Source organism: Aureimonas jatrophae (genome assembly GCF_900104035.1).
Classification (GTDB): domain Bacteria; phylum Pseudomonadota; class Alphaproteobacteria; order Rhizobiales; family Rhizobiaceae; genus Aureimonas; species Aureimonas jatrophae.
The window spans coordinates 39,560-64,624 of sequence record NZ_FNIT01000010.1 but is presented as its reverse complement, the minus strand read 5'-3'; the positions used below and the strand labels follow the sequence as shown (position 1 = coordinate 64,624).

Here is a 25,065-nt window from a genome sequence, read left to right as displayed (position 1 = left end):
TGATGCAGCGTATGCTTATTGTTTGCATGCTTGCACATGTTACCGCCCCGGCCGACCCGTCTTCCCCGGCCGGCGCTTGCGCTTCTTCTCGTCCATCGGGTCCTCGTAGCTGCCCACGCCGATGCGCTCGCGGCGGATCGGCCGCGCGTCGTCGGGGCGCTGGGGGGCGGGGCCGCCCTTGGGTTTCTCGGTGCGGCCCACCGTCATCTCGTCCAGCGTGTTCTTGCGGAACAGCGGCCGGTTGGGCTCGGCCGTGTCCGTGCCGGGGCCCATGTCGTCGAGGGTGGGCTTCGCAAAGTAGCTCTGGATCCGCTCGTCGCTCGGCGCCACGCCCCGGCCGAGCGCCTTGACGCCGGAATGGTCGGGCGCCTGGAGGCGGGCGGCCAGCGGCTCGCCGTTCGGGCCGAAGCGCGGGTTCTCGCGGTTGGGGCCCTTGCCGCGACGCTTGCCGCCGCGTGAGCCGCCGCCGTCGTCGCCGAACATCGCGGGCTCGCGGGCGAGCGGGTCGTCGGCGATCGCGAGCTCGGTCGCCTGGAGGCGCTTGATCTCGTCGCGCAGGCGCGCGGCGCGCTCGAAGTCGAGATCGGCGGCGGCGCCCCGCATCTCCTTCTCCAGATGCTCCAGGTGGCTCTTGAGGTTGTTGCCGACCATGGCGCCCGAGGCCGCCATCGCGCCGGTCTCCACGCGCACGTGGTCCTTCTCGTAGTACGAGTCGAGAATGTCGGCGATCTTGGCCTTGACCGAGGCCGGCGTGATGCCGTGCTCCCGGTTGTAGGCCTCCTGCTTGTCGCGCCTGCGGTTGGTCTCGGCGATGGCGCGCTCCATCGAGCCGGTGACGTTGTCGGCATAGAGGATGACGCGGCCGTCGACGTTGCGCGCGGCGCGGCCGATAGTCTGGATCAGCGACGTTTCGGAGCGCAGGAAGCCTTCCTTGTCGGCGTCGAGGATGGCGACGAGGCCGCACTCGGGGATGTCAAGGCCCTCGCGCAGGAGGTTGATGCCGACGAGAACGTCGAACGTGCCGAGGCGCAGATCCCGGATGATCTCGATGCGCTCCAGCGTGTCGATGTCGGAGTGCATGTAGCGCACGCGGATGCCCTGCTCGTGCAGGTACTCCGTCAGGTCCTCGGCCATGCGCTTGGTGAGCACGGTGACGAGCACGCGGTAGCCCTTCGCGGTCACCTCGCGGATCTCGCCCAGGAGGTCGTCGACTTGGCTGCGCGCGGGGCGGATGTCGATCGGGGGATCGGTGAGGCCGGTCGGGCGGATGACCTGCTCGGCGAAGACGCCGCCGGACTGCTCCAGTTCCCACGAGCCGGGCGTCGCCGAGACGGCGACGGTGGGCGGGCGCATCGCGTTCCACTCCTCGAAGCGAAGCGGCCGGTTGTCCATGCAGGAGGGGAGGCGGAAGCCGTATTCGGCGAGCGTCGCCTTGCGGCGGAAGTCGCCCCGGTACATCGCGCCGATCTGCGGGATCGTGACGTGGCTCTCGTCGATGAAGACCAGTGCGTTGTCGGGCAGGTACTCGAACAGCGTCGGCGGCGGGTGACCGGGCTGGCGGCCCGTGAGGTAGCGCGAGTAGTTCTCGATGCCGTTGCACGAGCCCGTCGCCTCGATCATCTCGACGTCGAAGGTGACGCGCTGCTCCAGCCGCTGGGCCTCCAGGAGGCGCCCGGCCTTGTTGAGCTCGACGAGGCGGTGCTTCAGCTCCTCCTTGATGCTCTTCACCGCCTGCTGCAGCGTCGGGCGCGGCGTGACGTAGTGCGAGTTGGCATAGATCTTCACCGACTTGAGGTCGTCGGTCTTCGAGCCCGTCAGCGGGTCGAACTCGTGGATCGCCTCGATCTCGTCGCCGAACAGCGAGATGCGCCAGGCGCGGTCCTCCAGGTGGGCGGGGAAGATCTCGATCGTGTCGCCGCGCACGCGGAAGGAGCCGCGCGTGAAGTCCATGTCGCGGCGCTTGTACTGCTGGGCGACGAGGTCGGCGAGGAGCTGGCGCTGGTCGAGCCGGTCGCCGACCTGCATCTGGAAGGTCATCGCGGTGTAGGTCTCGACCGAGCCGATACCGTAGATGCAGGACACCGAGGCCACGATGATCACGTCGTCGCGCTCGAGCAGCGCGCGGGTGGCGGCGTGGCGCATGCGGTCGATCTGCTCGTTGATCGAGGATTCCTTCTCGATGAACGTGTCGGAGCGCGGAACGTAGGCTTCCGGCTGGTAGTAGTCGTAGTAGGAAACGAAGTACTCCACCGCGTTGTCGGGGAAGAAGCTCTTGAACTCGCCGTAGAGCTGGGCGGCCAGCGTCTTGTTGGGCGCGAGGATCAGGGCCGGGCGCTGCGTGCGCTCGATGACGTTGGCGACCGTGAAGGTCTTGCCCGAGCCCGTGACGCCGAGGAGCACCTGCGTCTGGTCGTGGCTCTCGGTGATGCCCGACACGAGGTCGCGGATCGCCGTGGGCTGGTCACCCTTGGGCTCGTAGTCTGAACTGATGCGAAAGGCGTGGCCGCCTTCCGACTTCTGCGGGCGCGCCGGGCGGTGGGGGATCCAGAGCTCGCCGTCCTTGAACAGGGGGTTGCCGGACGCGATGAGGTCCTGCAGCGCCTGGACCGTGGCGGTGACGCCCCCGGCGGGCAGGGCGGCCGCGTCCTCGAGGCTGACGTCCATGCCCGCCACGGGGTTGAGGCCGGCGGCGGCACGCGCCTTGGGGTCGGTGGCGACGCCCACCGACGTGCCGCGCGCGGTCTTGGTCGGCTTGGAGCCGCCCTGCCGGGGCGGCTTGGCGGGCGAAGACGGCTTCTTCGCCTTGGCAGGCTTCTCGGCGGCCTTGCGCTCGGCCTCCTCCTCCAGCCCTTGCGCGATCTGGTCGGCCCAGCCCGACAAGGGGCCCGACAACGGCGCGCCGGCGAGCTCGCTCTGGGGCGCTTCCGCCAGACCGGCGGGGCCGTTGAGGCTTTCCGAGGCGTCGGAATAGTCGAGGATCGGCGAGCGGCGCGGGGATTTGGGCATACGGCGAATATGGGCCCGACGACGATGGGAATAAAGGGGGAACGGACAGGCGATCCGCGCGAGGCGGGGCGCGAATGTCGCAGCATTCGACCGGTTCCGTTCATCCTTCGCTTACCAAGAGGGCCTAGCTTCGCTCGTATCCGCTCGAGTTTCGCGGACCAGAACCGGGGCCCGCCATTGTATCTCGTAGCGGCGGAGCCAGTGTCCCCGCGTTCCCCAGCGCCCGCCGACCCTTGTTCGCGGCGGCGGGCGCACCCGTCCTGCCACGAACCGGTCACGGCAACGCTTCGGCCACCGGCGCGTTGGGAGCCCACGGACGCTCGGGTCCGTGGATCCAACAGGACAAGCCCGAATGTTGAAGCACCTCACACTGGCCGCCCTCCTGGCGACGTCGGTCGTGCCCCTGGCGCATGCGCAGGAGCGCGACGACGAGGACAGCTATCGCATGGAGCGCCCCGACCGGGACCGCGATCGCGACCGCGACAAGGATCGCGACAAGGATCGCGACCGGGACCGCGACCGGGACCGTGACCGTGACGAGGACCGCGCCGACCGGCGCGACGACCGGCCCGAGCCCTCGCCGCGCGACATGCGCTACGGCGATCGCTGGGCGCGCGCCGACGAGCCGGGCCCGCGTCCGGGCGGCCCGCGCGACATGATGGACATGGGCCCGCGTGGCATGGGTCCGCGCGGCGATGGCCCGCGCCGCGGTCCGCCGCCGGCGCCGCCCATGCCGATGGCCGGCTTCTCGATCGACCTGGGCGAGGGCCGCTCGCTCGACGTGCGCTGCGGCGACGAGCCGATCGCCGACTGCATCGAGGCCGCCCAGCCGATCATCTCGGCGATGCGCGGCGAGACCGCGGGCACCGAGGTTCCCCCGCCGCCGCGCTCGCTCGTGACCCCGCCCGAGAGCGGCGCCACCCCGCCGCCGCCGCCGGCGGCCGGTGACGCGGCCCCGACCCCGCCGCCCGCCAACTAAGGGCATCGACGACGGAAAGGCCGGCGCTCCCGACGGGGCGCCGGCCTTTTCCGGTCGCGATCAAGCGGCCGGCGACCGGCGAGGGGGCAGCGCGCCGTCGTTGGCGCCGAGAACGACCTCCTGCGCCTCGATCAGGCGGCGATAGGGACCGCCGGCGCGCAGGAGTTCGGCGTGGCTGCCGGTCTCCACGATGCGGCCCGCCTCGATCACCGCGATGCGGTCGGCATGGCGGATGGTGGACAGGCGATGGGCGATCACGAGGCTGGTGCGCCCCTCGGCAAGCTCGGTGAGAGACGCCTGGATCAGCCGCTCGGTCTCGGTGTCGAGCGCGGAGGTCGCCTCGTCGAGGATCAGGATGTCGGGATCCTTCAGGAACATGCGCGCGATCGACAGGCGCTGCTTCTGCCCGCCCGACAGCTTCACGCCGCGCTCGCCCACCACGGTGTCGAGACCCTCGGGAAGGGCGGCGACCGTCTCCTCCAGCCGCGCGCGGCGCAGCGCCGACACGATCTCGCCTTCCGTTGCGTCGAGGCGGCCGTAGGCGATGTTCTCGCGGATCGTGCCGCTGAACAGGAAGACGTCCTGCTGCACGACGCCGATGCGCCGGCGCAGGTCGGCCAGCCGCATCTGCCGGATGTCGATGCCGTCGATCAGGATCGCGCCGCCGGTGACGTCGTAGAAGCGGGGAACCAGCGAGCAGATCGTGGTCTTGCCGGCGCCCGACGGGCCGACGAAGGCCACCGTCTCGCCGGGCCGCACCTCGAGGTCGATGCCCTGCAGGACGGGCCGCCCGGCCCGGTAGCCGAAGCGCACGTCGCGAAACGCGATGGCGCCGGTGAGCCGGTCGACCGGGACGGCGTTCGGCGCGTCCACGATGTCGGGCTCGGTGTGGAGGAACTCGGTGTAGCGGCGAAAGCCCGCGATACCCTTCGGGTAGGTTTCGAGAACCGCCGCGATCTTCTCGACCGGCCGGAAGAAGACGTTGACCAGAAGCAGGAAGCCGACGAAGCCGCCGTAGCTGAGGTCGTTCTGGATCACGAACCAGGTGCCGGCCAGCATCACGATGACCTGCGTCAGGCGCATCGACAGGTAGTTCAGCGACTGGCTCATGGCCATGATGCGGTAGGCGTCGAGCTTGCGCGCGCGGTAGCCTTGGTTGTTCGCGTCGAACAGGGCCCGCTCGTGGTCCTCGTTGGCGAAGCTCTTCACCACGCGGATGCCGCCGACATTCTCCTCGATCCGCGCGTTGAAGTCGCCGACCGAGCCGTAGATGGCGTGCCAGGTGCGCGTCATGCGGTTGCCGTAGCGCGCGGTCAGCCAGGTGCCGAGCGGCACCACGACCGCCGTGATCAGCGCCAGCTCGACATGCACGGACACCATGAGCAGGAAGGCGCCGACAAAGGTCATCACCGCGATGAAGAGATCCTCCGGCCCGTGGTGCGCGACCTCGCCGATCTCCTCAAGATCCTTGGTCAGGCGCCCGACGAGATGGCCCGTCTTGCGCTCGTCGAAGTAGCCGAAGCTCAGCTTCTGGAGATGGTCGAAGGCGCGCCGGCGCATCTCGGTTTCGATGTTGATGCCGAGCATGTGGCCCCAGTAGGTGACCACGGCCATCAGACCGGTGTTGAGCGCGTAGATCAGGAGCAGGCCGAGCGAGGCCAGCACGATCAGCCCCCAGTCGCCGCCCGGCAGGAGGTCGTCGATGAAGAGCTTCACCGCGATCGGAAAGCCGAGCTCCAGGAGGCCGGCCGCCACCGCGCAGGTGAAGTCGAGCACGAACAGGCCGCGCCACGGCGCGTAGTAGGAGAAGAAGCGAGCGAGCATGGACGGGCACTTGGCAGGAGGGCCGCGGCGCGCGGGAGGCGGCGGGCGCGGAAGGGTCGGGCGCATTTGCCCCGTCGGACGCCGCGTTGTCCAGAACGAGCGGGGCTTCGGCCGGGGAGTCAGCCTGCGGGAACTGCGTCCTGCGGCTACGTAGTCATCCCGATGCCAGCCTTATCGTCCGCTTCACCCACGCGCCCCATCCTCGGCCGCGGCAATCACGCACGGACGAACGGCGGCGACGGGCATGGACAGGTCCTTTCAAGAGCGTCTCGACTTCCTGGGGATCGAGCCCGAGGCGCTGGCGGCGCTCGCGCCGCATCGCGAGCTCGTGGGCCGCGCGGTGGAGCGGGCGCTCGGAACCTTCTATGCCCAGGTCGAGGCGACCCCGGACGTCCGGCGCTTCTTTCCCGACGCCAAGCGACTGGACGCGGCGCGAGCGGCGCAGGGCGACCACTGGAGCCGCATCGCGGCGGGCGCGATCGACGCGGGCTATGCCGAGAACGCCCAGCGCATCGGTCGCGTCCATGCGCGCATCGGCCTCGAGCCGCGCTGGCACCTCGGCGGCTACGCGCTGATCCTGGAGACCATGATCGCGGAGCTGGTTCCCGCCCTGGTCGGGCGCGGACTGACGAGCCGGCGGCGCACGCGCGAGGCGGCGCGGATCGTCGGCATCCTCGTGAAGCTTGCGGTTCTCGACATGGATCTCGGCATCTCGACCTATTTCGAGGCGCTGGAGGCGGAAAAGGCCGCGCGCGACGCCGAGCGCCAGCGGCTCGCCGACGAACAGGCGCGCTCGCTCGGCGACGCCTCCTCGACCATGGAGGAGATGACCGCCAACATTCGCCAGAACGCCGACAACGCGGGCCGCACCGAGAAGCTGGCGCTGGAAGCGTCGGAGAGCGCGGCGCTGGGCGGCGAGGCGGTGGCGAAGTCCGTGGCCGCCACGCGCACCATCGCCGAGCGCGTGTCGGTGGTGCAGGAGATCGCGCGACAGACCGACCTTCTCGCGCTGAACGCGGCGATCGAGGCGGCGCGCGCCGGCTCGCACGGCAAGGGCTTCGCGGTGGTGGCGAGCGAGGTGCGCAAGCTCGCCGAGCGCGCCGGGCGGGCCGCGAACGAGATCGAGGCGCTGACCGCCGAAACGCTGCAAACCTCGGAGGCGGCGGGCGAGAGCCTGGCGGCGCTGGTGCCCCACATCAAGCGGACCACGGAGCTGGTGTCGGAGATCTCGGCGGCCTGCCGCGAGCAGTCGGTCGGCGCCGAGCAGATCAACGAGGTGCTGCAGCGGCTCGACCAGTCCGGACAGATGCTGAGTTCGTCGGCCGCCACCAAGCCCGATGCCGCCGCAAGGCCCGGACTGGCGCGCGCCGCCTGAGGCGGTTGCTGGGAGCCGCGGCGGGCGGGGCCTGGGGTACCCTGCGACACCAGACCGGATCGTTTGGCTCCGCGCTCGCCGTGCGCTCGCAGCGGTTCGGCTTGTGCGCGCCATTCCGGGCGCTGGGGCCATCCGTATAGGGGAGGGCGATCCGCGAGACTCGGGGCAGGACGACAACCGTGCCCGCCATTCCCGGAGCAGGCCGACGCAGCCCGCCGCCCTGATGACACCCATGATCGGCGCAAGGTGCTTCGAGCGCCAACACAGCGCCTCGTGACGCCTTCGTGAACATGTGGAGCGCATCGTGTGGCAGACCCTGATGCGGCGCCCTGCGGCAGCGGCGCCGCGAGAGCGACCTCCTTGCAGCGGCTTCATCTGGGTGACCTCAAACCCGGCGCGACGACGGCTCAGCGGTTTCGATCGGCACCGACGGGACGCGGCTGAATGCGGCGCCGTCCCCTCAGTCGTGCGTCGCCGGGCTGACCGGCGTCTTTCACCACCGCCGTGGGCCCGGTCGCACAGGCTGAAGGGCGTTGCCGGCCTGGTTCTCCAGTTGGACCCCGGCGAAGACGTCACCTCGATCCGGCGTCGTCCGCGGGTGGCCATCCCAGCCCCCTGGAATGCCGACGCGGCTATCCCGCGACCGCACCGGCATCGGCCTCGACCCGGTCAGGCGGGACGGGTGCGAACGGATCCGCGCCGCGCGTTCGCGTGAGGGTCGGGACATGCCCGCGCGTCTCGCCGCTGTCCTCGCGTCATGACAGGCGAGCGCTGCGTATGGAGCGCGGCGTCCGCCGGAACGGCAAAGGGATCGGCCGGGCGCGAACGCGCTCAGGAGGCGAGGGACGGGGGCGCCTCGCCGACCGCCGCGGGCCGGCCGGCCTCGTCCAGATGCACCATCACGAAGACGCCCTCGGTCACCTTTTCGCGCTGGGGCTTGAGGTAGCGCCGCGCCCAGGCTTCGGCCCGGATGCGGATCGAGGTGCGGCCGACCTGCTCGACCTGCGTATAAACGCACAGCGTATCGCCCACATGCACCGGACGCCGGAAGGCCAGCGTCTCGACCGCGGCCGTCACGACGCGGCCGCCGGCCCGCTCGGCGCCCCGGATGCCGGCCGCCAGGTCCATCTGCGCCATGACCCATCCCCCGAACACGTCGCCGGCCGCGTTCATGTCGGCGGGCATGGCCTGGACGCGGATCGTCAGGTCGCCGCGGGGCTGGTCGTCGGGCTCGGAAACAGACAAGCGATCGGTCCTCGGCGCTGGGGTCGTGCGGCGCAGACTGCCGCAAGCGTGCGGCGGACGGCAAGCGCGCGAGGCGGCGAGCTTCTTGTCGGGTCGCGGGAACCGAACAGTTTGTCGCACCCTTCAAGGAGGGAAGGCCCACCGCGCCAGCGGCCCGGCCTCGCCCAACACCGTACCCAAGGATTGTTCCATGAAGCGTCTCGCCCTCGTCGCCCTCGCCTCGCTCGCCACCGCTGGCGCCGCCCTTGCCCAGACCGCGCCCGCCACGACGACCGCGCCGGCCACCACGACGGCGCCCGCGACCACGGGCATGGCGCCCGCCGCGACAACCGCTGCCGCCGGCGGCGACTTCGTGACCCTGACCCCGCCGGCCGCCGGCGCCATGCCGACCTACTTCCGCACCGGCGCGCTGGACGACGAGGACGTTTATGGCGCCAACAACGAGAAGATCGGCGAGATCGAGGACTTTATCATCAACGCCGACGGCTCGATCCAGGCGGTGATCCTCGAGGTCGGCGGCTTCCTGGGCGTCGGCGAGAAGGACGTGCTCGTGAACTGGAGCGCGATGCAGATCGCGATGGACGGCGACGACCTGCGCGTCAACGCGCCGAGCCTGACCCGCGAGACGCTGACCTCGGCGCCCGACACCGACCTCGACGCGCTCGGCCTCGACGATTGATCGACGCCAGCCCCTGACGGCTCGGCGGGCCCGCTCCGGTGCATCCGGAGCGGGCCCTTTGCGTTCAGACGGCCTCGCGCGGCCGGTAGCCGGGCAGGTCGCGAATGCGTGCGAGCCAGGCGCGGACCGCCGGAAAGGCGCCGAGATCGAAGCCGCCCTCGTGCGCCGTGGCGGTGTAGGGATACAGGGCGACATCGGCCACGCTCGGCCGCTCGTCGCCGAAGAACGGCGATCCGGCGAGATGCCGTTCCATGGTGGCGAGCGCCGCCTCGCCGTTTCGCAGAAGAAGCGCCATGCGCTCGGGCGTCGCCGCCGCCGCGCGCTCCGGATACACCGTGAGCGCCCGCCGCACCGCGACCGAGACCTCGTGCGCGTTCTGCTCGAAGAACATCCAGGCCAGCGTTCGCGCCTGCGCGAAGCGGTCGTCGGGCAGGAAGGGCGTGCCGGTCGCGAGATACACGAGGATCGCATCCGATTCCGGCAGGACGCGCCCGTCGGGCAACTCCAGGATCGGGCACTGCCCGGCGGGGTTGCGCGCGAGAAACTCCGGCGTGCGGGTCGAGCCGTCGCGGGTCGAGACCTCGCGATGCTTGAAGGCGATGCCTAGGAGGTGGCACAGGAGGCGCGGCTTCCAGCAGTTGCCGCTGTCGATCATGCCGTGGATCACGTAGCGCATGCGGGGTCTCCGGACGAAAAGGCGACCCGGTCCTGCCCCATCGCGCGCCACCGCGCCAATTCCGTTTCGTGCGCGGTCCCATCAGCCGGGCTGATGGATCGCCGGCCCCTCTCGCTTCGTCTTGCATCGCACACAAGCCGGGACTAGGGTCCGCCGATTTTCGGCGACCGGCTTCCGCAAGGACCGCCCGCCCGAGGGTCGCCCGCCCTTCCTCCTTCGCCCCGATCTTCCGGAGCCGCCCCATGAGCTTTCTCGCCGCATCGCTGGACCGCGTGAAGCCCTCCGCCACCATCGCCGTCAGCCAGAAGGCGCGCGAGCTCAAGAGCAAGGGCATGGACGTGATCGGGCTGGGCGCCGGCGAGCCGGACTTCGACACGCCCGACAACATCAAGCAGGCGGCGGTGGACGCCATCGCGCGCGGCGAGACCAAGTACACGCCGGTCTCGGGCATTCCCGAGCTGCGCCAGGCGATCGCGCAGAAGTTCAAGCGCGAGAACAATCTCGACTACAAGCCCGAGCAGACGATCGTCTCGACCGGCGGCAAGCACGTCCTGTTCAACGCCTTCATGGCGACGCTGAACCCCGGCGACGAGGTGATCATCCCCGCGCCCTTCTGGGTCAGTTATCCCGAGATGGTCAGCCTGTGCGGTGGCACGCCGGTCATCGTCGAGACGCGCCAGGAGAACGGCTTCAAGCTGACCGCCGAGGCGCTGGAGCGCGCGATCACCCCGCGCACCAAGTGGTTCCTGTTCAACTCGCCCTCGAACCCGTCGGGCGCGGCCTACAGCCATGCCGAGCTGAAGCAGCTCACCGACGTGCTTCTGCGCCACGAGCATGTGTGGGTGATGACCGACGACATGTACGAGCATCTCGTCTACGGCGACTTCCGCTTCGCGACTCCGGCCGAGGTGGAGCCGGCGCTCTACGACCGCACGATCACGATCAACGGCGTGTCCAAAGCCTATGCCATGACGGGCTGGCGCATCGGCTACGCCGGCGGGCCGCTGAAGCTCATCAAGGCCATGGACATGATCCAGGGCCAGCAGACGTCGGGCGCCTGCTCGATCGCGCAGTGGGCGGCGGTCGAGGCGCTGAACGGCACACAGGACTTCATTCCCCGGAACCGCGACGTCTTCGAGCGCCGGCGCGACCTCGTGGTCTCCATGCTGAACCAGGCGCGCGGCATCGAGTGCCCCTCGCCGGAGGGCGCCTTCTACGTCTACCCCTCGGTGAAGGGCACGATCGGCAAGCGCGCGCCGAACGGCCAGAGCATCGGATCCGACGAGGACTTCGTGTCGGCGCTGCTGGAGGCGGAGGGCGTCGCCGTGGTGCACGGCTCGGCCTTTGGCCTCGGGCCGAACTTCCGCCTGAGCTACGCCACCTCCGACCAGCTCCTGGAGGAGGCCTGCACCCGGATCCAGCGCTTCTGCGGTTCGCTGGAGGGCTGAAACGAGACGCCTCGCGCCGGGGCCATCGCGGGTCCCGGCAAAGGCGCTACCACTTGCGCCCGTTGGCGTTCGGACCGAGCCGGCCGCCGGGAATGCCCTTCTCGGGCCAGCTGCGCACCGAATGCACGTCGCGCCCGAGCGCGATCGCGGCCCCTCGCTTGGGGCGCTCGCGCGCGCCCCGCAGAAGCACGTCCACCCCGTCGCTGTCGGTCTCGCCCGCCGCGTTGCGCGCGGTGACGGTGAGGCGGTGCAGCCCGTCGGGCACGCCGTCGAAGCGACCGCACCAGGTTCCGTCCGCGCCGCGCGCGAGCTCCGCGCCACGCCCGTCGCCGAGCCGCGCGGTGACGCCGGCCGTGGCGTCGGCGCCGAACACCTCGGCCCGCACCTCGATCGCACCGTCGGGCACCTGCGTGCGCGACTGCGGGTCGGTCACGAGGCGGATGTCCGACGGCGAGGTGACGAGCACGAAGGGACCGTGGTGGCCCAACTCGCGAAAGCGCCAGGACACGACGTCGCCATCCAGCGCCGAGACCGAGAAGCCCGGCGCGCCTTCCTCGATCTCGCCGGTCGAGCGCGTCGCGCCGTAGACGACGTGCCCGTCGTTCAGGAGGTCGTTGTAGTGGGTATGGCCGGTGCCGACATAGGCGACCCCGCCGGCCGCAAACAGCGCCGCCACCTCGTCGCCGCCCTCGCGCAGGTCGCCGGGAAAGGCGTGCATGAAGACCACCGTGCGCCGTGCCCCGGCCGTGTCGGCGAGCGTGCGCCGCAGCCAGGCGGTCTGCTCGCGCCCGAGGCGGAAGTCCGGCCCGCCCGAGCCCGCACTCACGATGTCGAGGAACACGACGCGCGTGTCGCCGTGCATCTCGGCGCGCGGCAGGGTCTCGGGCGCGAGCAGCGCGCGGAAGTCGTCGAGGTGCCCTGCCTCGTAGTCGTGGTCGCCCGGCAGGACGTGAAGCGGCGCGCGAAGCTGGCGCCCCGTCTCGGCCACGCGCCGGAACTGCTCGGGCGTCGCATGGTTGGCGTTGTCGCCCGGCAGGACGGCGAAGTCGATCCGGTGCGCGATGTCGCGGTTCGCCTCCTCGACGAGCTGCCGGAAGCGCCCGAGGCTCTCCCATTCGTCGCCCTCGCAGGCATGCAGATCGCCAAATTGCAGCCAGCGGAGCATGGGGGCGACCTTTCCGGGTTGCGGAGGGATACGCCGTGCAACCGGACGCCCGAGCGAGGCGCGATCCGGTGAGGGCGCGGCCTCACGACGGCGTGAGGTGGCGCTATAGCGTCCGGTCCGGCCGTCCGGTTCCCAATTCGGACCGCAATTTTCAAAATCCGTTCAGTATTCGTCGGTCATACGATCAGTTTGACTTACCGATAGACTATCGTTTCAGAGCATGGTCCCGAATAAGCCTAGTCGGTCGCGCTCCCGGACAAGAAGAAGGCCGGGTTCCTGTTCGGAGCCCGGCCTGAAAGTAAGGGGCCGCTTGGACCCCTGGGAGGAAACAATCGGGGCGGGCGCCCGGGAGGAGGAGAGCGGTCCAGCCGATTGCGTCAGCAGCTAGACGCGCGGCCGGGGACGACCAGTGCACCGATCGCGCATGCGGCATGCGAGCGACGCATGAAACGATTCCGTGCGACGGGCGTCCGCGCGCGTGGCCTCAGTAGCTCCAGGTCCGCGCCTTGCCGATCAGGAAGTCGCGGAACACCTTGAGCTTGGCCGCGTCGCGCAGCTGCTCGGGATAGCAGAGATAGGTGTCGAACGAGGCGAGGTTCAGCTCCGGCAGGACCTGCACCAGCGAGGTGTCCTTATCGATCATGTAGTCCGGCAGGAGCGCCAGCCCGATGCCGCGCTCGATCGCCGACTTCATGGCCATCAGGTTGTTGATCTGGAGGATCGGCTGGCGGCTCTGGCCGTCGGGCAGGCCTGCGGTCTCCAGCGCGTTGAGGTTCCGGAGGTAGTTGGGCGCGGGCTCGCCGAAGGTGATGATGCGGTGGCGCTCGAGGTCGTCGGTGGTCTGGGGCGTGCCGAAGCGCCCGAGATAGCTCGGCGCGGCGTAGACGTGGAGATGCACCGTAAAGAGGCGGCGCTGGATGAGGTCGGGCTGCTGCGGCTGGCGCAGTCGGATCGCGCAGTCCGCCTTGCGCATGGTGAGGTCGATCTCCTCGTTGTCGAAGACGAGCTGGAGCTCGAGTTCGGGGTAGAGCTCCAGGAACTCCTGGGCGCGCTGCGTCAGCCAGCCGGAGCCCAGGCCCACCGTGGTGGTGACGCGCAGCTTGCCGCTCGGCTTCTCGCGCGTCTCGGTGAGCTGCATGCGCACCGTTTCCAGCTGGCGCAGCACGTCGCTCGCGGTCTGGTAGAGAAGCTCGCCCGGCTCCGACAGGACGAGGCCGCGCGCGTGGCGGTGGAAGAGCGGCGCGCCGATCTCCTGCTCCAGCGCCGCGACCTGGCGCGAGATGGCCGACTGCGACAGGTTCAGCGTGTTGGCGGCGTGCGTGAAGGAGCCGGCCTCGGCGGCGGCGTGAAAGATGCGCAGCTTGTCCCAGTCGAGCGCCATCGTCCGCCCCGTCCTCCCCCTTCGAGACGAATGCTACTCGGCGGCCTCGCGAACGCCGTCCCCATGCACCACGATCTGCGAGGCCAGCCAGCGCTCGGCCTCGAGCGCCGCCATGCAGCCGAGCCCCGCCGCCGTCACCGCCTGTCGGTAGACGTCGTCCGCGACGTCGCCGGCCGCGAACACGCCCTCGACGGACGTGCGCGTCGTGCCCGGCTCGACCCAGAGATAGTCGCCGTCCTTCTTGCGCAGCTGGTCGCCGAACACCTGCGTGGCCGGCGCGTGGCCGATCGCAACGAAGACGCCGTGGGCGGCGAGATCGCTCAGCTCGCCGGTGTTGCGATCGCGCAGGCGAACGCCCGTCACCGACTTCACGGGCTTCGTCTCGCCCAAGACCTCGGCCACCTCCGCGTTCCAGACGACGCGCACGTTGTCCTTGGCGAAGAGGCGGTTCTGCATGATGCGCTCGGCGCGGAAATGGTCGCGCCGGTGGACCACGGTGACGCTTTTCGCGATATGCGACAGGTACAGCGCCTCCTCGACGGCGGTGTTGCCGCCGCCCACCACCACGACGTCCTTGCCGCGGTAGAAGAAGCCGTCGCAGGTCGCGCAGGCCGAGACGCCGAAGCCCTGGAAGGCGGCCTCGGACTCGAGGCCCAGCCAGCGGGCCTGCGCGCCGGTCGCGATGATCACGGCGTCCGCCGTGTAGGTGGTGCCGGAGTCGCCGGTGAAGCGGAAGGGGCGCACCGAGAGGTCGGCCTCGACGATGAGGTCGGACGCCATCTCGGCACCGACGTTCAGCGCCTGGTTCTTCATCTCCTCCATCAGGAAGGGACCCGCGACGGGATCGCGATAGCCGGGATAGTTCTCGACGTCGGAGGTGATGGTGAGCTGGCCGCCCTCCTGAAGGCCGGCGACGAGCAGCGGCTTCATCATGGCGCGGGCGGCGTAGATCGCGGCCGTGTAGCCGGCCGGGCCGGAGCCGATCACGAGAACGCTGGAATGACGCTGGGTCATGGAATGGCACTCGGCTTGTGGGTCGCAACTCGACATGGGCTCGGGCGCAGACCTCTTCAATACAGCCCTCTTCAATAGGGGAGGGGGCGGCCGGCTGGCAACAGCGGGAGTGGCCGGCGCGCCACAGTTCCCCGTCTCTTTCGCCCCATGGTGAAGAGGCATGGCTGGACGACGCGGGGGCGCGGGACTAATCATGCCGCTGCAGCCGCGTGCGGGATGCCTTTGCCCCGCCGAATCCAGCCCGGTCCAGCGGCGGGCCGATCCGACCTAAGATGCGGGGAGGGACTGACGTGATGGATCCGATCTCAACCCCCGCCGGTGCCCTTCGCCACCCGTCCGTGCTGCGGTCCGCAGCCGGCGCGGGACGCCCGAAGGGCCCGCGATCGACCGTGCGGCGCTAGCCGCCCGTTCTCGATCTTCCAGGTCGCGGCCTTCCCCGTAAGGCCCGCACCCGTTCCTGCGCTTCCGGCCGAACGACCCCGACGGGTCCTCGCGCCACTATGGGAGATGGTCGCCCCGCTGGGCGCCGTTCTGAGCCTCATGACCGTTCAAACCATCGAGACCGATCGCATGGGCGCGATCCGTCGCGTCCTTGCCTACACCGTCCGCAACTGGCGTACCGAGACGCCGCGCGTCGCCATGGTGGCGGGCGCGATCACGCTCGCGACGCTTGCCGACGTCTTCATTCCCTTCTTCGCGGGGCGCCTCGTGGACGCGCTGACGACGGAGAGCGCGCGGCCGGACGCCATGCGTCAAGCGCTGGAGGCGCTGGCCGCCATGGCGGTGCTCGGCCTTCTGTTCGTCGGGCTGCGGCATCTGGCCTGGGCCAGCGTCGTGCCGATGACGCTGCGCATCATGAGCCGGGTCGGCGGGCGCACCTTCGCGCGCGTCCAGCACTTCTCCTCGGACTGGCATGCCGGCAGCTTCTCGGGCTCGACGGTGCGCCAGATCACGCGGGGCATGTGGTCGCTCGACCTTCTGCACGACGTGCTCCTCTTGGCACTTCTGCCCTCCGTGGTGGTGCTGATCGGCACGGTCGCGCTTCTCACCGCGCAGTGGCCGCTGATGGGCCTCGTCATGGGGCTCGGCGCGGTTCTCTACGTCTCTGCCACCGTCTGGCTGTCGGTCGCCTACGTCGCGCCGGCCTCGCGCCTGTCCAACAAGCTCGATACGCGCGTCGGCGGCGTGCTCGCCGACGCGCTCGGCTGCAACGCCGTGGTGAAGGCCTTCGGCGCCGAGGCGCGCGAGGAGGAACGCCTGTCCGATGCCCTCCGTGACTGGCGTCGGCAGACCGCGCGCACCTGGATGCGGCATACCTGGGCGGGCACGGCGCAGGTCGCCGTCCTTTGGGCGATCCGTGTCGCGATCGCGCTCGCGGCCCTGCACCTGTGGCGGACCGGCGCGGCCTCGGCGGGCGACGTCGCCTACCTCCTCACCACCTACTTCGTGGTGCACGGATACCTGCGCGACATCGGCATGCACGTGAACAACCTCCAGCGCTCGGTGAACGAGATGGAGGAGCTGGTGGATCTGGAGCGCGGCACACCGGGCATCCGCGACGCGGAAGGGGCGCAGCCGCTCGTCGTGCGGGACGGGGCGATCCGCTTCGAGGCGGTGCGCTTCCACTACGGCGGCCACGACACGCCGCTCTACGAGGACTTCACGGTCGCGATCCCCGGCGGGCAGCGCGTCGGGCTGGTGGGGCCGTCGGGCTCCGGCAAGACGACCTTCGTGAAGCTGATCCAGAGGCTTCACGACGTGAACGGCGGACGCATTCTGATCGACGGGCAGGACGTCTCGCGCGTCACGCAAGGCTCGCTGCGCCGGCAGATCGCGATCGTGCCGCAGGAGTCGGTGCTCTTCCACCGCACGCTTCGCGACAACATCGCCTATGCCCGGCCCGACGCCAGCCGCGAGGAGATCGAACGGGCGGCGCGGCTCGCCAGCGCCGACCGCTTCATCGAGCAGCTGCCGCAGGGCTACGACACGATGGTGGGCGAGCGGGGCGTGAAGCTGTCGGGCGGCGAGCGGCAGCGCGTGGCGCTGGCCCGCGCCTTCCTGGCGGATGCGCCGATCCTCGTGCTCGACGAGGCGACCTCGGCGCTGGATTCGGAGTCCGAACGCCTGATCCAGCTCGCGATGGAGCGCCTGATGCGCGGGCGCACCAGCCTCGTGATCGCGCATCGGCTGTCCACGGTGCGCGAGCTCGACCGCATCCTCGTCTTCGACCGGGGGCGCATCGCCGAGGACGGCAGCCATGCCGAGCTGATGGCGCGCGAGGACGGGCTCTACCGGCGCCTCAACCGGCATGACGGGCTGGGCATCCGATGAGCGGGACGGGCGGCGCACTGGACGCGCCGCCCGCGTCCGGCCTAGAGCGACGCCCATGGAGCCCGTCCCGATCCGCGTCATCAACCTCGACCGCGCCACCGCGCGCCTCGATTTCATGGCGCGGCAGCTCGGTGGCCTCGGCCTGGCCTTCGAGCGTCGGCGGGCGGTGGAGACCGCGGACATCGCGCCCGACCTGGAGCGTCGCATCAACCACCGCTGGGAGCGGCCCTTGAGCGGTCCCGAACTCGGCTGCCTCCTGTCGCATGTCGCGATCTGGCGCGAGGTCGCGGCGGGTACCGGGCCGGTCCTGGTGCTGGAGGACGACGCGGTGCTCTCGTGCCGCCTGCCTGAGGCGCTGGCGGCCCTGTCGCGCCTCGACGCGGAGATGGTGAACATCGAGACCTTCGGACGGCGGCGCTTCGTGGCGCGCCGGAGCGTTGCGGTCGGCGAGGGGTTATGGGTCCGGCAGACGCGGCGCGACAAGTCGGGCTCGGCCGCCTACCTCCTGTGGCCGGCCGGCGCGCGGCGGCTTCTCGCCTCGTTCGAGGCCCGGGGCGCGGCGCCCGCCGACGCCTTTCTCTTCACCTGCCCGGGTCTGAGGCTCTTCCAGGTCGAGCCCGCGCTGGCGATCCAGGCGCATCTCTTCGCCGCGCTCACCGGACGGGCCGCGGGCGTCGACGGCGCGACCATGATCCACCAGCCGCGCGCGCGCCTGCCCGTCAGTCGCGCGAACCTGCCCTTTCTCGCGCGGCGCATCGCGGCGCAGGTACGCCTCCTCGCCCATCACGCGGCGCGGCTGGGGCCCGCGACCTACCGGCGGACGCCCGTCGAGGCGGCCGACTTCCCGGACCAGAGCCGCTCGTAGACGGCCTCGATCTCGCGCGCCTCGCGCTCCAGCGGAAAGTCGCGCAGAGCGGTTTCGAGAGCTGCCGCGCCGGCTTGGCCGAGCAGGGCATCGTCATGCAGGAACGGGCGGATCGCCTCGGTGAGCGCATCGAGATCGTCGGGCGGCACGATGCGCCCGGCCACCGGCGGCACCGCATCCGCGAAGACGCCGACGTCGGCGGCCACCACCGGTACGCCGCAGCTCATCGCCTCCAGCGGCGTCAGGCCGAAGCCCTCCCAGCGCTGCGGCGCGACGAAGAGGTCGAGCGCTCCGTACCAGCGCTCGATGTCGCGGTGCTCGCCGACGAAACGGATGCGCGTCGCAAGCCCGGCGGCGTCGATGCGGACCTTCAGATCGTGCTCGAACCCCTCGTGCTCGCCCGTCGTGCGGCCTGCCACGACGCCCTGCCAGCCGCCATGATCCGCCAGAAGGCGGATCATGGCGTCGACGAAGAGGTCGGTGCCCTTCTGGTGACGGATGCGGCCGAAGCAGCCGACGGCCTTGAGCGCGGGATCGAGGCCGAGCGCCTTCCGTCGCTCCGCGCGGCCCTCGGACGGGGGGCGGAAGCGGGTCTGGTCGATGCCATGCGTGACGACCGTATGGGGTACCGTCAGATAGGCGCCGGTGCGGGACGAGGTCGCGATCACGGCGTCCATGCGCCCGATCAGCCAGCGCGTGTAGCGCGTGTGGCGACGCTGCGAGGCGGAGGTGAAGACGAGGCGGAGCGGCCAGCGCAGGAGATCGCGCAGGAGGATGCCGGGCAGCATCTCGACGTTGCGCCGGGCGTGCCAGATGCGGAACGGACGGCCCGCCGGGGGACGGGCGAGCCGAAGGAGGTCGCGCGCGCCGAGCTTGGGCAGATGCGCCGGCAGGCCGGGGCCGAACGCCGCGACGCTCAAGCGCCGCGCATGCTCGGGCACGAGCTGAATGATGGTCGAGGTGACGCCCGACAGGCGGCGCTTGAAGTTGGGTGCGACGACTTCGGGGTCGGACGGTGCCACGTTCATCGGGTCAGCCGGCGGCTGAGGCGTCCAGAAGCCCCGTTTCCTCGTAGATGTCGGCGAGCGACAGATCGGCCATCAAGCCTTCGAAGTCCAGCTGGAGTGCGCCCTTCACCAGGATCGCGTCCGGTACGAGCCGGCCCGAACCGTCACGCCGCCAGACGAGGACGCGTGGCTCGGACTGCGAGACGCAGACGTACTGACGGATCGAGGCGACACTGTCGTAGTCGCGCAGCTTGCGCGTCTGATCGAACCATCCGGTCGAGTCCGAGAGCACCTCGAACACGACCGTCGGTCGCGAGGCATCGTGCGAGGAGCGGTCGAACGGACCGCAATCCACGGTGACGTCGGGATAGCGCGCGTTGCCGGTGGCAGGAATTGGGACCCGCATGTCGGAGCCGGACGGCCGGCAAGGAGAGCCGCGCAAACGCGGACGCAAGGCGGCGACGATGTTGGCGGCGATCAGCGCGTGGCCTTGCGTCCCACCGGTCATCATCACGGCGACGCCATCCACCAGCTCGTATCGGCGTTCCTGCTCGCGTTCCCAGGCAAGGAACGCTTCGAGCCCGAAGGTCTGCTGGACGGCCTCGCTCATCGCATTCCCTTACGCCCAGCGCAGCTCCAGGATCTCGTAGGAGCGGGCGCCGCCGGGGGCCGCGACCTCGACCGTGTCACCCTCGCCCTTGCCGATCAGGGCGCGTGCGATCGGCGAGGAGATGGAGATGCGGCCCTTCTTCACGTCGGCTTCCTGGTCGCCGACGATCTGATAGACCTTCTCCTCCTCGGTGTCCTCGTCCACCAGCTTGACGGTGGCGCCGAACTTCACCTTGTCGCCGGACAGCTTGGCGACGTCGATTACCTCGGCGCGCGCGGTCAGGTCCTCGAGCTCGGCGATCCGTCCCTCGTTGAGGCTCTGCGCCTCCTTGGCGGAATGGTACTCGGCATTCTCCGACAGGTCGCCATGGGCGCGCGCCTCGGAGATGGCCTCGACGATCCGCGGGCGCTCCTCCTGCTGACGGCGGCGGAGTTCCTCCTTGAGGGACTCGAAGCCAGCGCTCGTCATCGGCACCTTGTCCATGCCCGTTACCTCTTCGACTTGCGGCCCCCGGCCGGGGCCGGAAACACGGCGCCGGCAGCCCGCCGACGCGAAAGAAGACCGGTCCCCGTTCTGAGGCGGGAACCAGCCGGTGATTCTTGCGGGCGGCCTTATGCAGGAGAGCCCTTGCGGCCCCGGAACGGGGCCGTCCCTCGCGGGATCAAGCGTCAGAGAAAGTAAGACTGAAGCGGCCGCACTTCAAGGTTGCCGGCCCGCAGCGCGGCGATGGCTTCCGCAGCCGCCTCCATGCCCGCGAGCGTCGTGTAGTAGGGCACCTTGTGCATGAGGGCCGCTCGGCGCAGCGAGCGCGAGTCCGACAGCGCCTTGGCCCCTTCGGTCGTGTTCAGCACCACCTGGACCTGACGGTTGCGGATGGCGTCCTCGATGTGGGGACGTCCTTCCAGCACCTTGTTGACCTTTTCGGCCGGCACGCCGTTCTCGGCGAGGAAGCGGTGCGTGCCCTCCGTCGCCGAGATGCGGAACCCCAGGTCCGCCATGCGGCGGGCGGTCGGCAGCATCTCCGCCTTGTCGTCGTCGCGCACCGAGACGAAGAGCGTGCCCTCGCGCGGCAGATCCACCGAGGCGCCGAGCTGGGATTTCGCAAAGGCCACCGCGAAGTCGCGGTCGAGGCCCATGACCTCGCCGGTGGAGCGCATCTCGGGGCCGAGCAGCGTGTCGACGCCGGGGAAGCGCGCGAAGGGGAAGACGGCTTCCTTGACCGCGATGTGCCGGAGGTTCTTCACGTCCGGCTTGCCACCATAGGCCGCGAACGCCGCCTCCAGCGTCTCGCCCGCCATGATGCGCGCGGCGATCTTGGCGATCGGCGATCCGACCGTCTTGGCGACGAAGGGCACGGTGCGCGACGCCCGCGGGTTCACCTCGAGGACGTAGATCTCCCGGTCCTTGATCGCGAACTGGACGTTCATCAGGCCGCCGACCTTGAGGGCCAACGCCATCTCGCGCGTCTGGCGCTCCAGCTCCTCGACGATCGCGAGCGAGAGCGAGTGGACCGGCAGCGAGCAGGCCGAGTCGCCGGAATGGATGCCGGCCTCCTCGATATGCTCCATGATGCCGGCGACGAACGTGTCGCGGCCGTCACAGAGGCAGTCGACGTCGACCTCGATCGCCTGGGACAGGTACGAGTCGATCAGGACCGGCGACTTGCCGGACACCACGACGGCCTCGCGCATGTAGCGCTCGAACTGCGTGTCGCCGCGCACGATCTCCATGGCGCGGCCGCCGAGCACGTAGGACGGGCGGATCACGACGGGGTAGCCGATGCGCTCGACGATGACGCGCGCCTCCTCGACCGAGCGGGCGATGCCGTTCTCGGGCTGGCGCAGCGACAGGTCGTGCAGCAGCCGCTGGAAGCGGTCGCGGTCCTCGGCGAGGTCGATCGCGTCCGGGCTCGTGCCGAGGATCGGGATGCCCGCTTCCTCCAGCGCTTCCGCAAGCTTCAGCGGCGTCTGGCCGCCGAACTGGACGATCACGCCGTGCAGCGTGCCACGGCTCTTCTCGACGCGCAGGATCTCGAGCACGTCCTCGGCCGTCAGCGGCTCGAAGTAGAGGCGGTCCGAGGTGTCGTAGTCGGTCGACACGGTCTCGGGGTTGCAGTTGATCATGATGGCTTCGAGGCCGGCATCCCTGAGAGCGAACGCGGCGTGGCAGCAGCAGTAGTCGAACTCGATGCCCTGGCCGATGCGGTTCGGGCCGCCGCCGAGGATCACGACCTTCCGCCTGTCCGAGACCTCGGCCTCGGAGCGCACCTGGCCCGCGAAGGGCCGCTCGTAGGTCGAGTACATGTAGGGGGTGGGGGAGCGGAACTCGGCGGCGCAGGTGTCGATGCGCTTGAACACGGGATGGACGTCGAGGCGCTCGCGCAGAGCCTTCACCTCGGCCTCGGACTGGCCCGACAGCTTGGCGAGACGCGCGTCGGAGAAACCGGCCGACTTCAGGAACAGGAGGTTGTCGCTGTCCTGCGGCAGACCATGCTCAGCCACGCGGCGCTCCAGATCCACGATGGCCTGGAAGCGGTCGATGAACCAGGGATCGATCTTGCAGGCGCGGTGCACCTGTTCCTTGGTCGCGCCCTCGCGCAGGGCCTGCGCGACCATGCGCAGACGGTCCGGCGTCGGCGTGCCCAGCGCCGCGCGGATCGCGTTCTTGTCGTCGCCCTCGCCAAGACCCGGAATCGTGATCTCGTCGAGCCCGTCGAGGCCGGTCTCCAGGCCCCGCAACGCCTTTTGCAGCGACTCCTCGAAGGTGCGCCCGATCGCCATGACCTCGCCCACCGACTTCATCGCGGTGGTCAGCACCGGCGAGGCGCCGGGGAACTTCTCGAAGGCGAAGCGTGGGATCTTGGTGACGACGTAGTCGATGGTCGGCTCGAACGAGGCCGGGGTGGCGCCCCCGGTGATGTCGTTCTGGAGCTCGTCCAGCGTGTAGCCGACCGCGAGCTTGGCCGCGATCTTGGCGATCGGGAAGCCGGTCGCCTTGGAGGCGAGCGCCGACGAGCGCGAGACGCGCGGGTTCATCTCGATCACGACCAGGCGGCCGTTCTCGGGGTTCACCGCGAACTGGACGTTGGAGCCGCCGGTCTCGACGCCGATCTCGCGCAGCACCGCGATCGAGGCGTTGCGCATGACCTGATACTCTTTGTCGGTCAGCGTGAGGGCAGGCGCCACCGTGATCGAATCGCCGGTGTGGACGCCCATCGGGTCGACGTTCTCGATCGAGCACACGATGATGCAGTTGTCCGCGCGGTCGCGGACCACCTCCATCTCGTATTCCTTCCAGCCGAGAACCGACTCCTCGATCAGGACCTCGGTGGTGGGAGAGGCGTCGAGGCCGCCCTCCACGATCTCGAAGAACTCCGAGCGGTTGTAGGCGATGCCGCCGCCCGTGCCGCCCATGGTGAAGGAGGGGCGGATGATGGCGGGCAGGCCGACATGCTCCAAGGCTTCGGCCGCCGCGCCCATGGCGCGCGCCATGTAGCGCTGCTTGCGGTCGGTCTCGCCGAGGTTCCACTCGGTCTCAAGCTTCGCCAAGGCCGCCTCGCGCGCCTCGCCGGCTTCCGTCTCGCGGATCGCGGCCGCGCGGCGCTCCTCGTGCTGGAGGCGATCGGCGCCCTTGGCCTCGGTCGCGTTGGCGAGGAAGCTCTTCGGCGTTTCCAGGCCGATCTTCGCCATGGCCTCGCGGAACAGGGCGCGGTCCTCGGCCTTGTCGATGGCGGTCGCGTCCGCGCCGATCATCTCGACACCGTACTTGTCGAGGACGCCCATGCGCTTCAGCGACAGCGCGGTGTTCAGCGCGGTCTGGCCGCCCATGGTCGGCAGGATCGCGTCGGGGCGCTCCTTGGCGATGATGCGCGCGACGACGTCCGGCGTGATCGGCTCGATATAGGTCGCATCCGCCAGGTCCGGATCGGTCATGATCGTCGCCGGGTTGGAGTTGACCAGGATGATCCGGTAGCCTTCGGCGCGCAGGGCCTTGCAGGCCTGCGTGCCGGAATAGTCGAACTCGCAGGCCTGCCCGATGATGATGGGGCCGGCGCCGACGATCAGGATGGATTTGATGTCGTCGCGTCTGGGCATGGGTTCCGGTCCGTCTTGCGTGTTGCGCCGAAGGCCCCGGCCGCCGGAAGGGGCGGACGAGGTCGAGCAGGATCTGATGGCGAGGCTAGAAGCGGCTTATAGGCGAGGGGGCAGCGGTGGGAAAGGGCGCATTCGGCGCCCGCCCCCTCAGGCGGCCGAGCGGGTGGCCCGGTGCTCGTCGATGAGGTCGAAGAACCGCTGGAACAGGTAGTGCGAGTCCTGCGGTCCCGGCGAGGCCTCCGGGTGGTGCTGCACCGAGAAGACCGGCTGGCCGGCGACGCGCAGGCCGCAGTTCGTGCCGTCGAAGAGCGAGACGTGCGTCTGCTCCACGGTCGAGGGCAGCGAGGCGGGATCCACCGCGAAGCCGTGGTTCATCGAGACGATCTCGACCTTGCCGGTGGTGAAGTCCTTCACCGGATGGTTCGCGCCGTGGTGTCCCTGGTGCATCTTCATGGTGCGACCGCCGAGCGCCAGCGCCAGCAGCTGGTGGCCGAGGCAGATGCCGAAGATCGGCGTGCCGGTGCGGGCGAGCTCCGCGATCACGGGCGCGGCGTACCGGGCGGTGGCGGCCGGATCGCCCGGCCCGTTCGACAGGAAGATGCCGTCGGGCTTGTGGGCGAGGATCTCGGCCGCCGAGGCGTCCGGCGGCACGATCACGACGCGCGCGCCATGACCCGACATGAGGCGCAGGATGTTGCGCTTCGTGCCGTAGTCGATCGCGACGATCGTGTAGTTCGGATTCTCGTGGGCGCCGTAGCCCCGGTCCCAGTTCCAGGGCCCTTCCGTCCAGACCTCGGTGCGCGAGGAGGCCGCGTCCTTGGCCAGATCCAGGCCGACGAGACCCGACCACTCGCGCGCCTGGGCGAGCAGCGCGTCGCGGTCGAACACGCCGTCCGGCGCGTGCGCGATCACCGCGTTCGGCATGCCGTTCTCGCGGATCAGGGCGGTCAGCGCCCGCGTGTCGACGCCCGAGATCGCGACGACGCCGCGGCTCTTCAGCCACGCGTCGAGGCCGCCCGCCGAGCGGTAGTTGGAGGGGGCCGACACCTCGGCGCGGAACACCGCGCCCACCGCCCCGACCGAGTTCTCCGGCACGAGGTCTTCCACGTCCTCGTCGTTGGCGCCGACGTTGCCGATGTGGGGGAAGGTGAAGGTGACGATCTGCCGGGCGTAGGAGGGGTCCGTCAGGATCTCCTGGTAGCCGGTGAGCGAGGTGTTGAAGCAGACCTCGCCGACGGCCGACCCTTCGGCGCCGATGCCGTCGCCCTCGATCACCGTGCCGTCCGCCAGGACGAGAAGGGCGGTCGGGCGACGCGGGGTCCAGGGCTCGCTCATGGGGCAACTCCAAAACGCGACGGGGGGTGGG

The 25,065-nt window shown here is 70.1% G+C and carries 18 protein-coding genes; 6 read left to right on the top strand and 12 right to left on the bottom strand.

Annotated features, from left to right (window positions below):
* Positions 1–39: 39 nt before the first annotated feature.
* Entirely contained in the window at positions 40–3,006 is a 2,967-nt protein-coding gene (gene uvrB, locus BLQ76_RS17845; RefSeq protein WP_090676185.1) for an excinuclease ABC subunit UvrB, read from the bottom strand.
* Between the two features lie 352 nt (positions 3,007–3,358).
* On the opposite strand from uvrB, the gene BLQ76_RS22390 reads away from it, so the two are divergent.
* Positions 3,359–3,985, top strand: coding sequence for a hypothetical protein (locus BLQ76_RS22390; RefSeq protein WP_090676183.1), 627 nt, complete (start codon positions 3,359–3,361; stop codon positions 3,983–3,985).
* 60 nt (positions 3,986–4,045) lie between these two features.
* Here BLQ76_RS22390 and BLQ76_RS17835 read toward each other — a convergent pair whose 3' ends face one another.
* Positions 4,046–5,809, bottom strand: a complete 1,764-nt coding sequence (locus BLQ76_RS17835; protein WP_090676180.1) for an ABC transporter ATP-binding protein — start codon at positions 5,807–5,809, stop codon at positions 4,046–4,048.
* Positions 5,810–6,053: 244 nt separating this feature from the next.
* Here BLQ76_RS17835 and BLQ76_RS22805 point away from each other — a divergent pair, with 244 nt between their 5' ends.
* On the top strand, positions 6,054–7,184 hold the full coding sequence (locus BLQ76_RS22805; protein ID WP_090676177.1) for a globin-coupled sensor protein: 1,131 nt from the start codon (positions 6,054–6,056) through the stop codon (positions 7,182–7,184).
* Between the two features lie 831 nt (positions 7,185–8,015).
* Here BLQ76_RS22805 and BLQ76_RS17825 read toward each other — a convergent pair.
* Positions 8,016–8,369: an acyl-CoA thioesterase gene (locus tag BLQ76_RS17825; protein ID WP_090676174.1), complete on the bottom strand. Its 354-nt coding sequence runs from the start codon at positions 8,367–8,369 to the stop codon at positions 8,016–8,018.
* A gap of 250 nt (positions 8,370–8,619) precedes the next feature.
* On the opposite strand from BLQ76_RS17825, the gene BLQ76_RS22575 reads away from it, so the two are divergent.
* Positions 8,620–9,108, top strand: a complete 489-nt coding sequence (locus BLQ76_RS22575; protein WP_183193219.1) for a PRC-barrel domain-containing protein — start codon at positions 8,620–8,622, stop codon at positions 9,106–9,108.
* 64 nt (positions 9,109–9,172) lie between these two features.
* Here BLQ76_RS22575 and BLQ76_RS17815 read toward each other — a convergent pair whose 3' ends face one another.
* Entirely contained in the window at positions 9,173–9,784 is a 612-nt protein-coding gene (locus BLQ76_RS17815; RefSeq protein ID WP_090676168.1) for a glutathione S-transferase family protein, read from the bottom strand.
* A 242-nt stretch (positions 9,785–10,026) separates the two neighbouring features.
* Here BLQ76_RS17815 and BLQ76_RS17810 point away from each other — a divergent pair, with 242 nt between their 5' ends.
* Positions 10,027–11,232: a pyridoxal phosphate-dependent aminotransferase gene (locus BLQ76_RS17810; protein WP_090676165.1), complete on the top strand. Its 1,206-nt coding sequence runs from the start codon at positions 10,027–10,029 to the stop codon at positions 11,230–11,232.
* Between the two features lie 46 nt (positions 11,233–11,278).
* On the opposite strand, the gene BLQ76_RS17805 is transcribed toward BLQ76_RS17810, so the two are convergent.
* From BLQ76_RS17805 to trxB, 3 genes are all read right to left on the bottom strand, one after another.
* Positions 11,279–12,397, bottom strand: coding sequence for a metallophosphoesterase (locus BLQ76_RS17805; RefSeq protein WP_090676163.1), 1,119 nt, complete (start codon positions 12,395–12,397; stop codon positions 11,279–11,281).
* A 484-nt stretch (positions 12,398–12,881) separates the two neighbouring features.
* Entirely contained in the window at positions 12,882–13,778 is an 897-nt protein-coding gene (locus BLQ76_RS17800; protein ID WP_090676160.1) for a LysR family transcriptional regulator, read from the bottom strand.
* Positions 13,779–13,811: 33 nt separating this feature from the next.
* Positions 13,812–14,792, bottom strand: coding sequence for a thioredoxin-disulfide reductase (trxB, locus tag BLQ76_RS17795; RefSeq protein ID WP_090676157.1), 981 nt, complete (start codon positions 14,790–14,792; stop codon positions 13,812–13,814).
* 540 nt (positions 14,793–15,332) lie between these two features.
* On the opposite strand from trxB, the gene BLQ76_RS17790 reads away from it, so the two are divergent.
* Entirely contained in the window at positions 15,333–17,123 is a 1,791-nt protein-coding gene (locus BLQ76_RS17790) for an ABC transporter ATP-binding protein (RefSeq protein ID WP_170842644.1), read from the top strand.
* A gap of 55 nt (positions 17,124–17,178) precedes the next feature.
* The gene (locus tag BLQ76_RS17785; protein ID WP_170842643.1) at positions 17,179–17,988 is read left to right on the top strand and encodes a glycosyltransferase family 25 protein; all 810 of its coding nucleotides are present in this window, start codon (positions 17,179–17,181) and stop codon (positions 17,986–17,988) included.
* Here the strand turns inward: BLQ76_RS17785 and BLQ76_RS17780 are convergent.
* The 5 genes from BLQ76_RS17780 to carA form a co-directional block, all read right to left on the bottom strand.
* On the bottom strand, positions 17,934–19,016 hold the full coding sequence (locus tag BLQ76_RS17780; protein ID WP_090676150.1) for a glycosyltransferase family 4 protein: 1,083 nt from the start codon (positions 19,014–19,016) through the stop codon (positions 17,934–17,936). The genes BLQ76_RS17785 and BLQ76_RS17780 overlap by 55 nt on opposite strands.
* A 4-nt stretch (positions 19,017–19,020) precedes the next feature.
* Positions 19,021–19,605, bottom strand: coding sequence for a Uma2 family endonuclease (locus tag BLQ76_RS17775; protein ID WP_090676147.1), 585 nt, complete (start codon positions 19,603–19,605; stop codon positions 19,021–19,023).
* Between the two features lie 9 nt (positions 19,606–19,614).
* Positions 19,615–20,088 (bottom strand): transcription elongation factor GreA, encoded by a 474-nt coding sequence (gene greA, locus BLQ76_RS17770; protein ID WP_062013116.1) that lies wholly within the window; start codon positions 20,086–20,088, stop codon positions 19,615–19,617.
* Between the two features lie 185 nt (positions 20,089–20,273).
* A complete protein-coding gene (gene carB, locus BLQ76_RS17765; RefSeq protein ID WP_090676144.1) occupies positions 20,274–23,699 on the bottom strand; it encodes a carbamoyl-phosphate synthase large subunit in 3,426 nt (1,141 codons plus the stop codon).
* Between the two features lie 147 nt (positions 23,700–23,846).
* Positions 23,847–25,034: a glutamine-hydrolyzing carbamoyl-phosphate synthase small subunit gene (carA, locus tag BLQ76_RS17760; protein ID WP_090676142.1), complete on the bottom strand. Its 1,188-nt coding sequence runs from the start codon at positions 25,032–25,034 to the stop codon at positions 23,847–23,849.
* Positions 25,035–25,065: the final 31 nt, after the last annotated feature.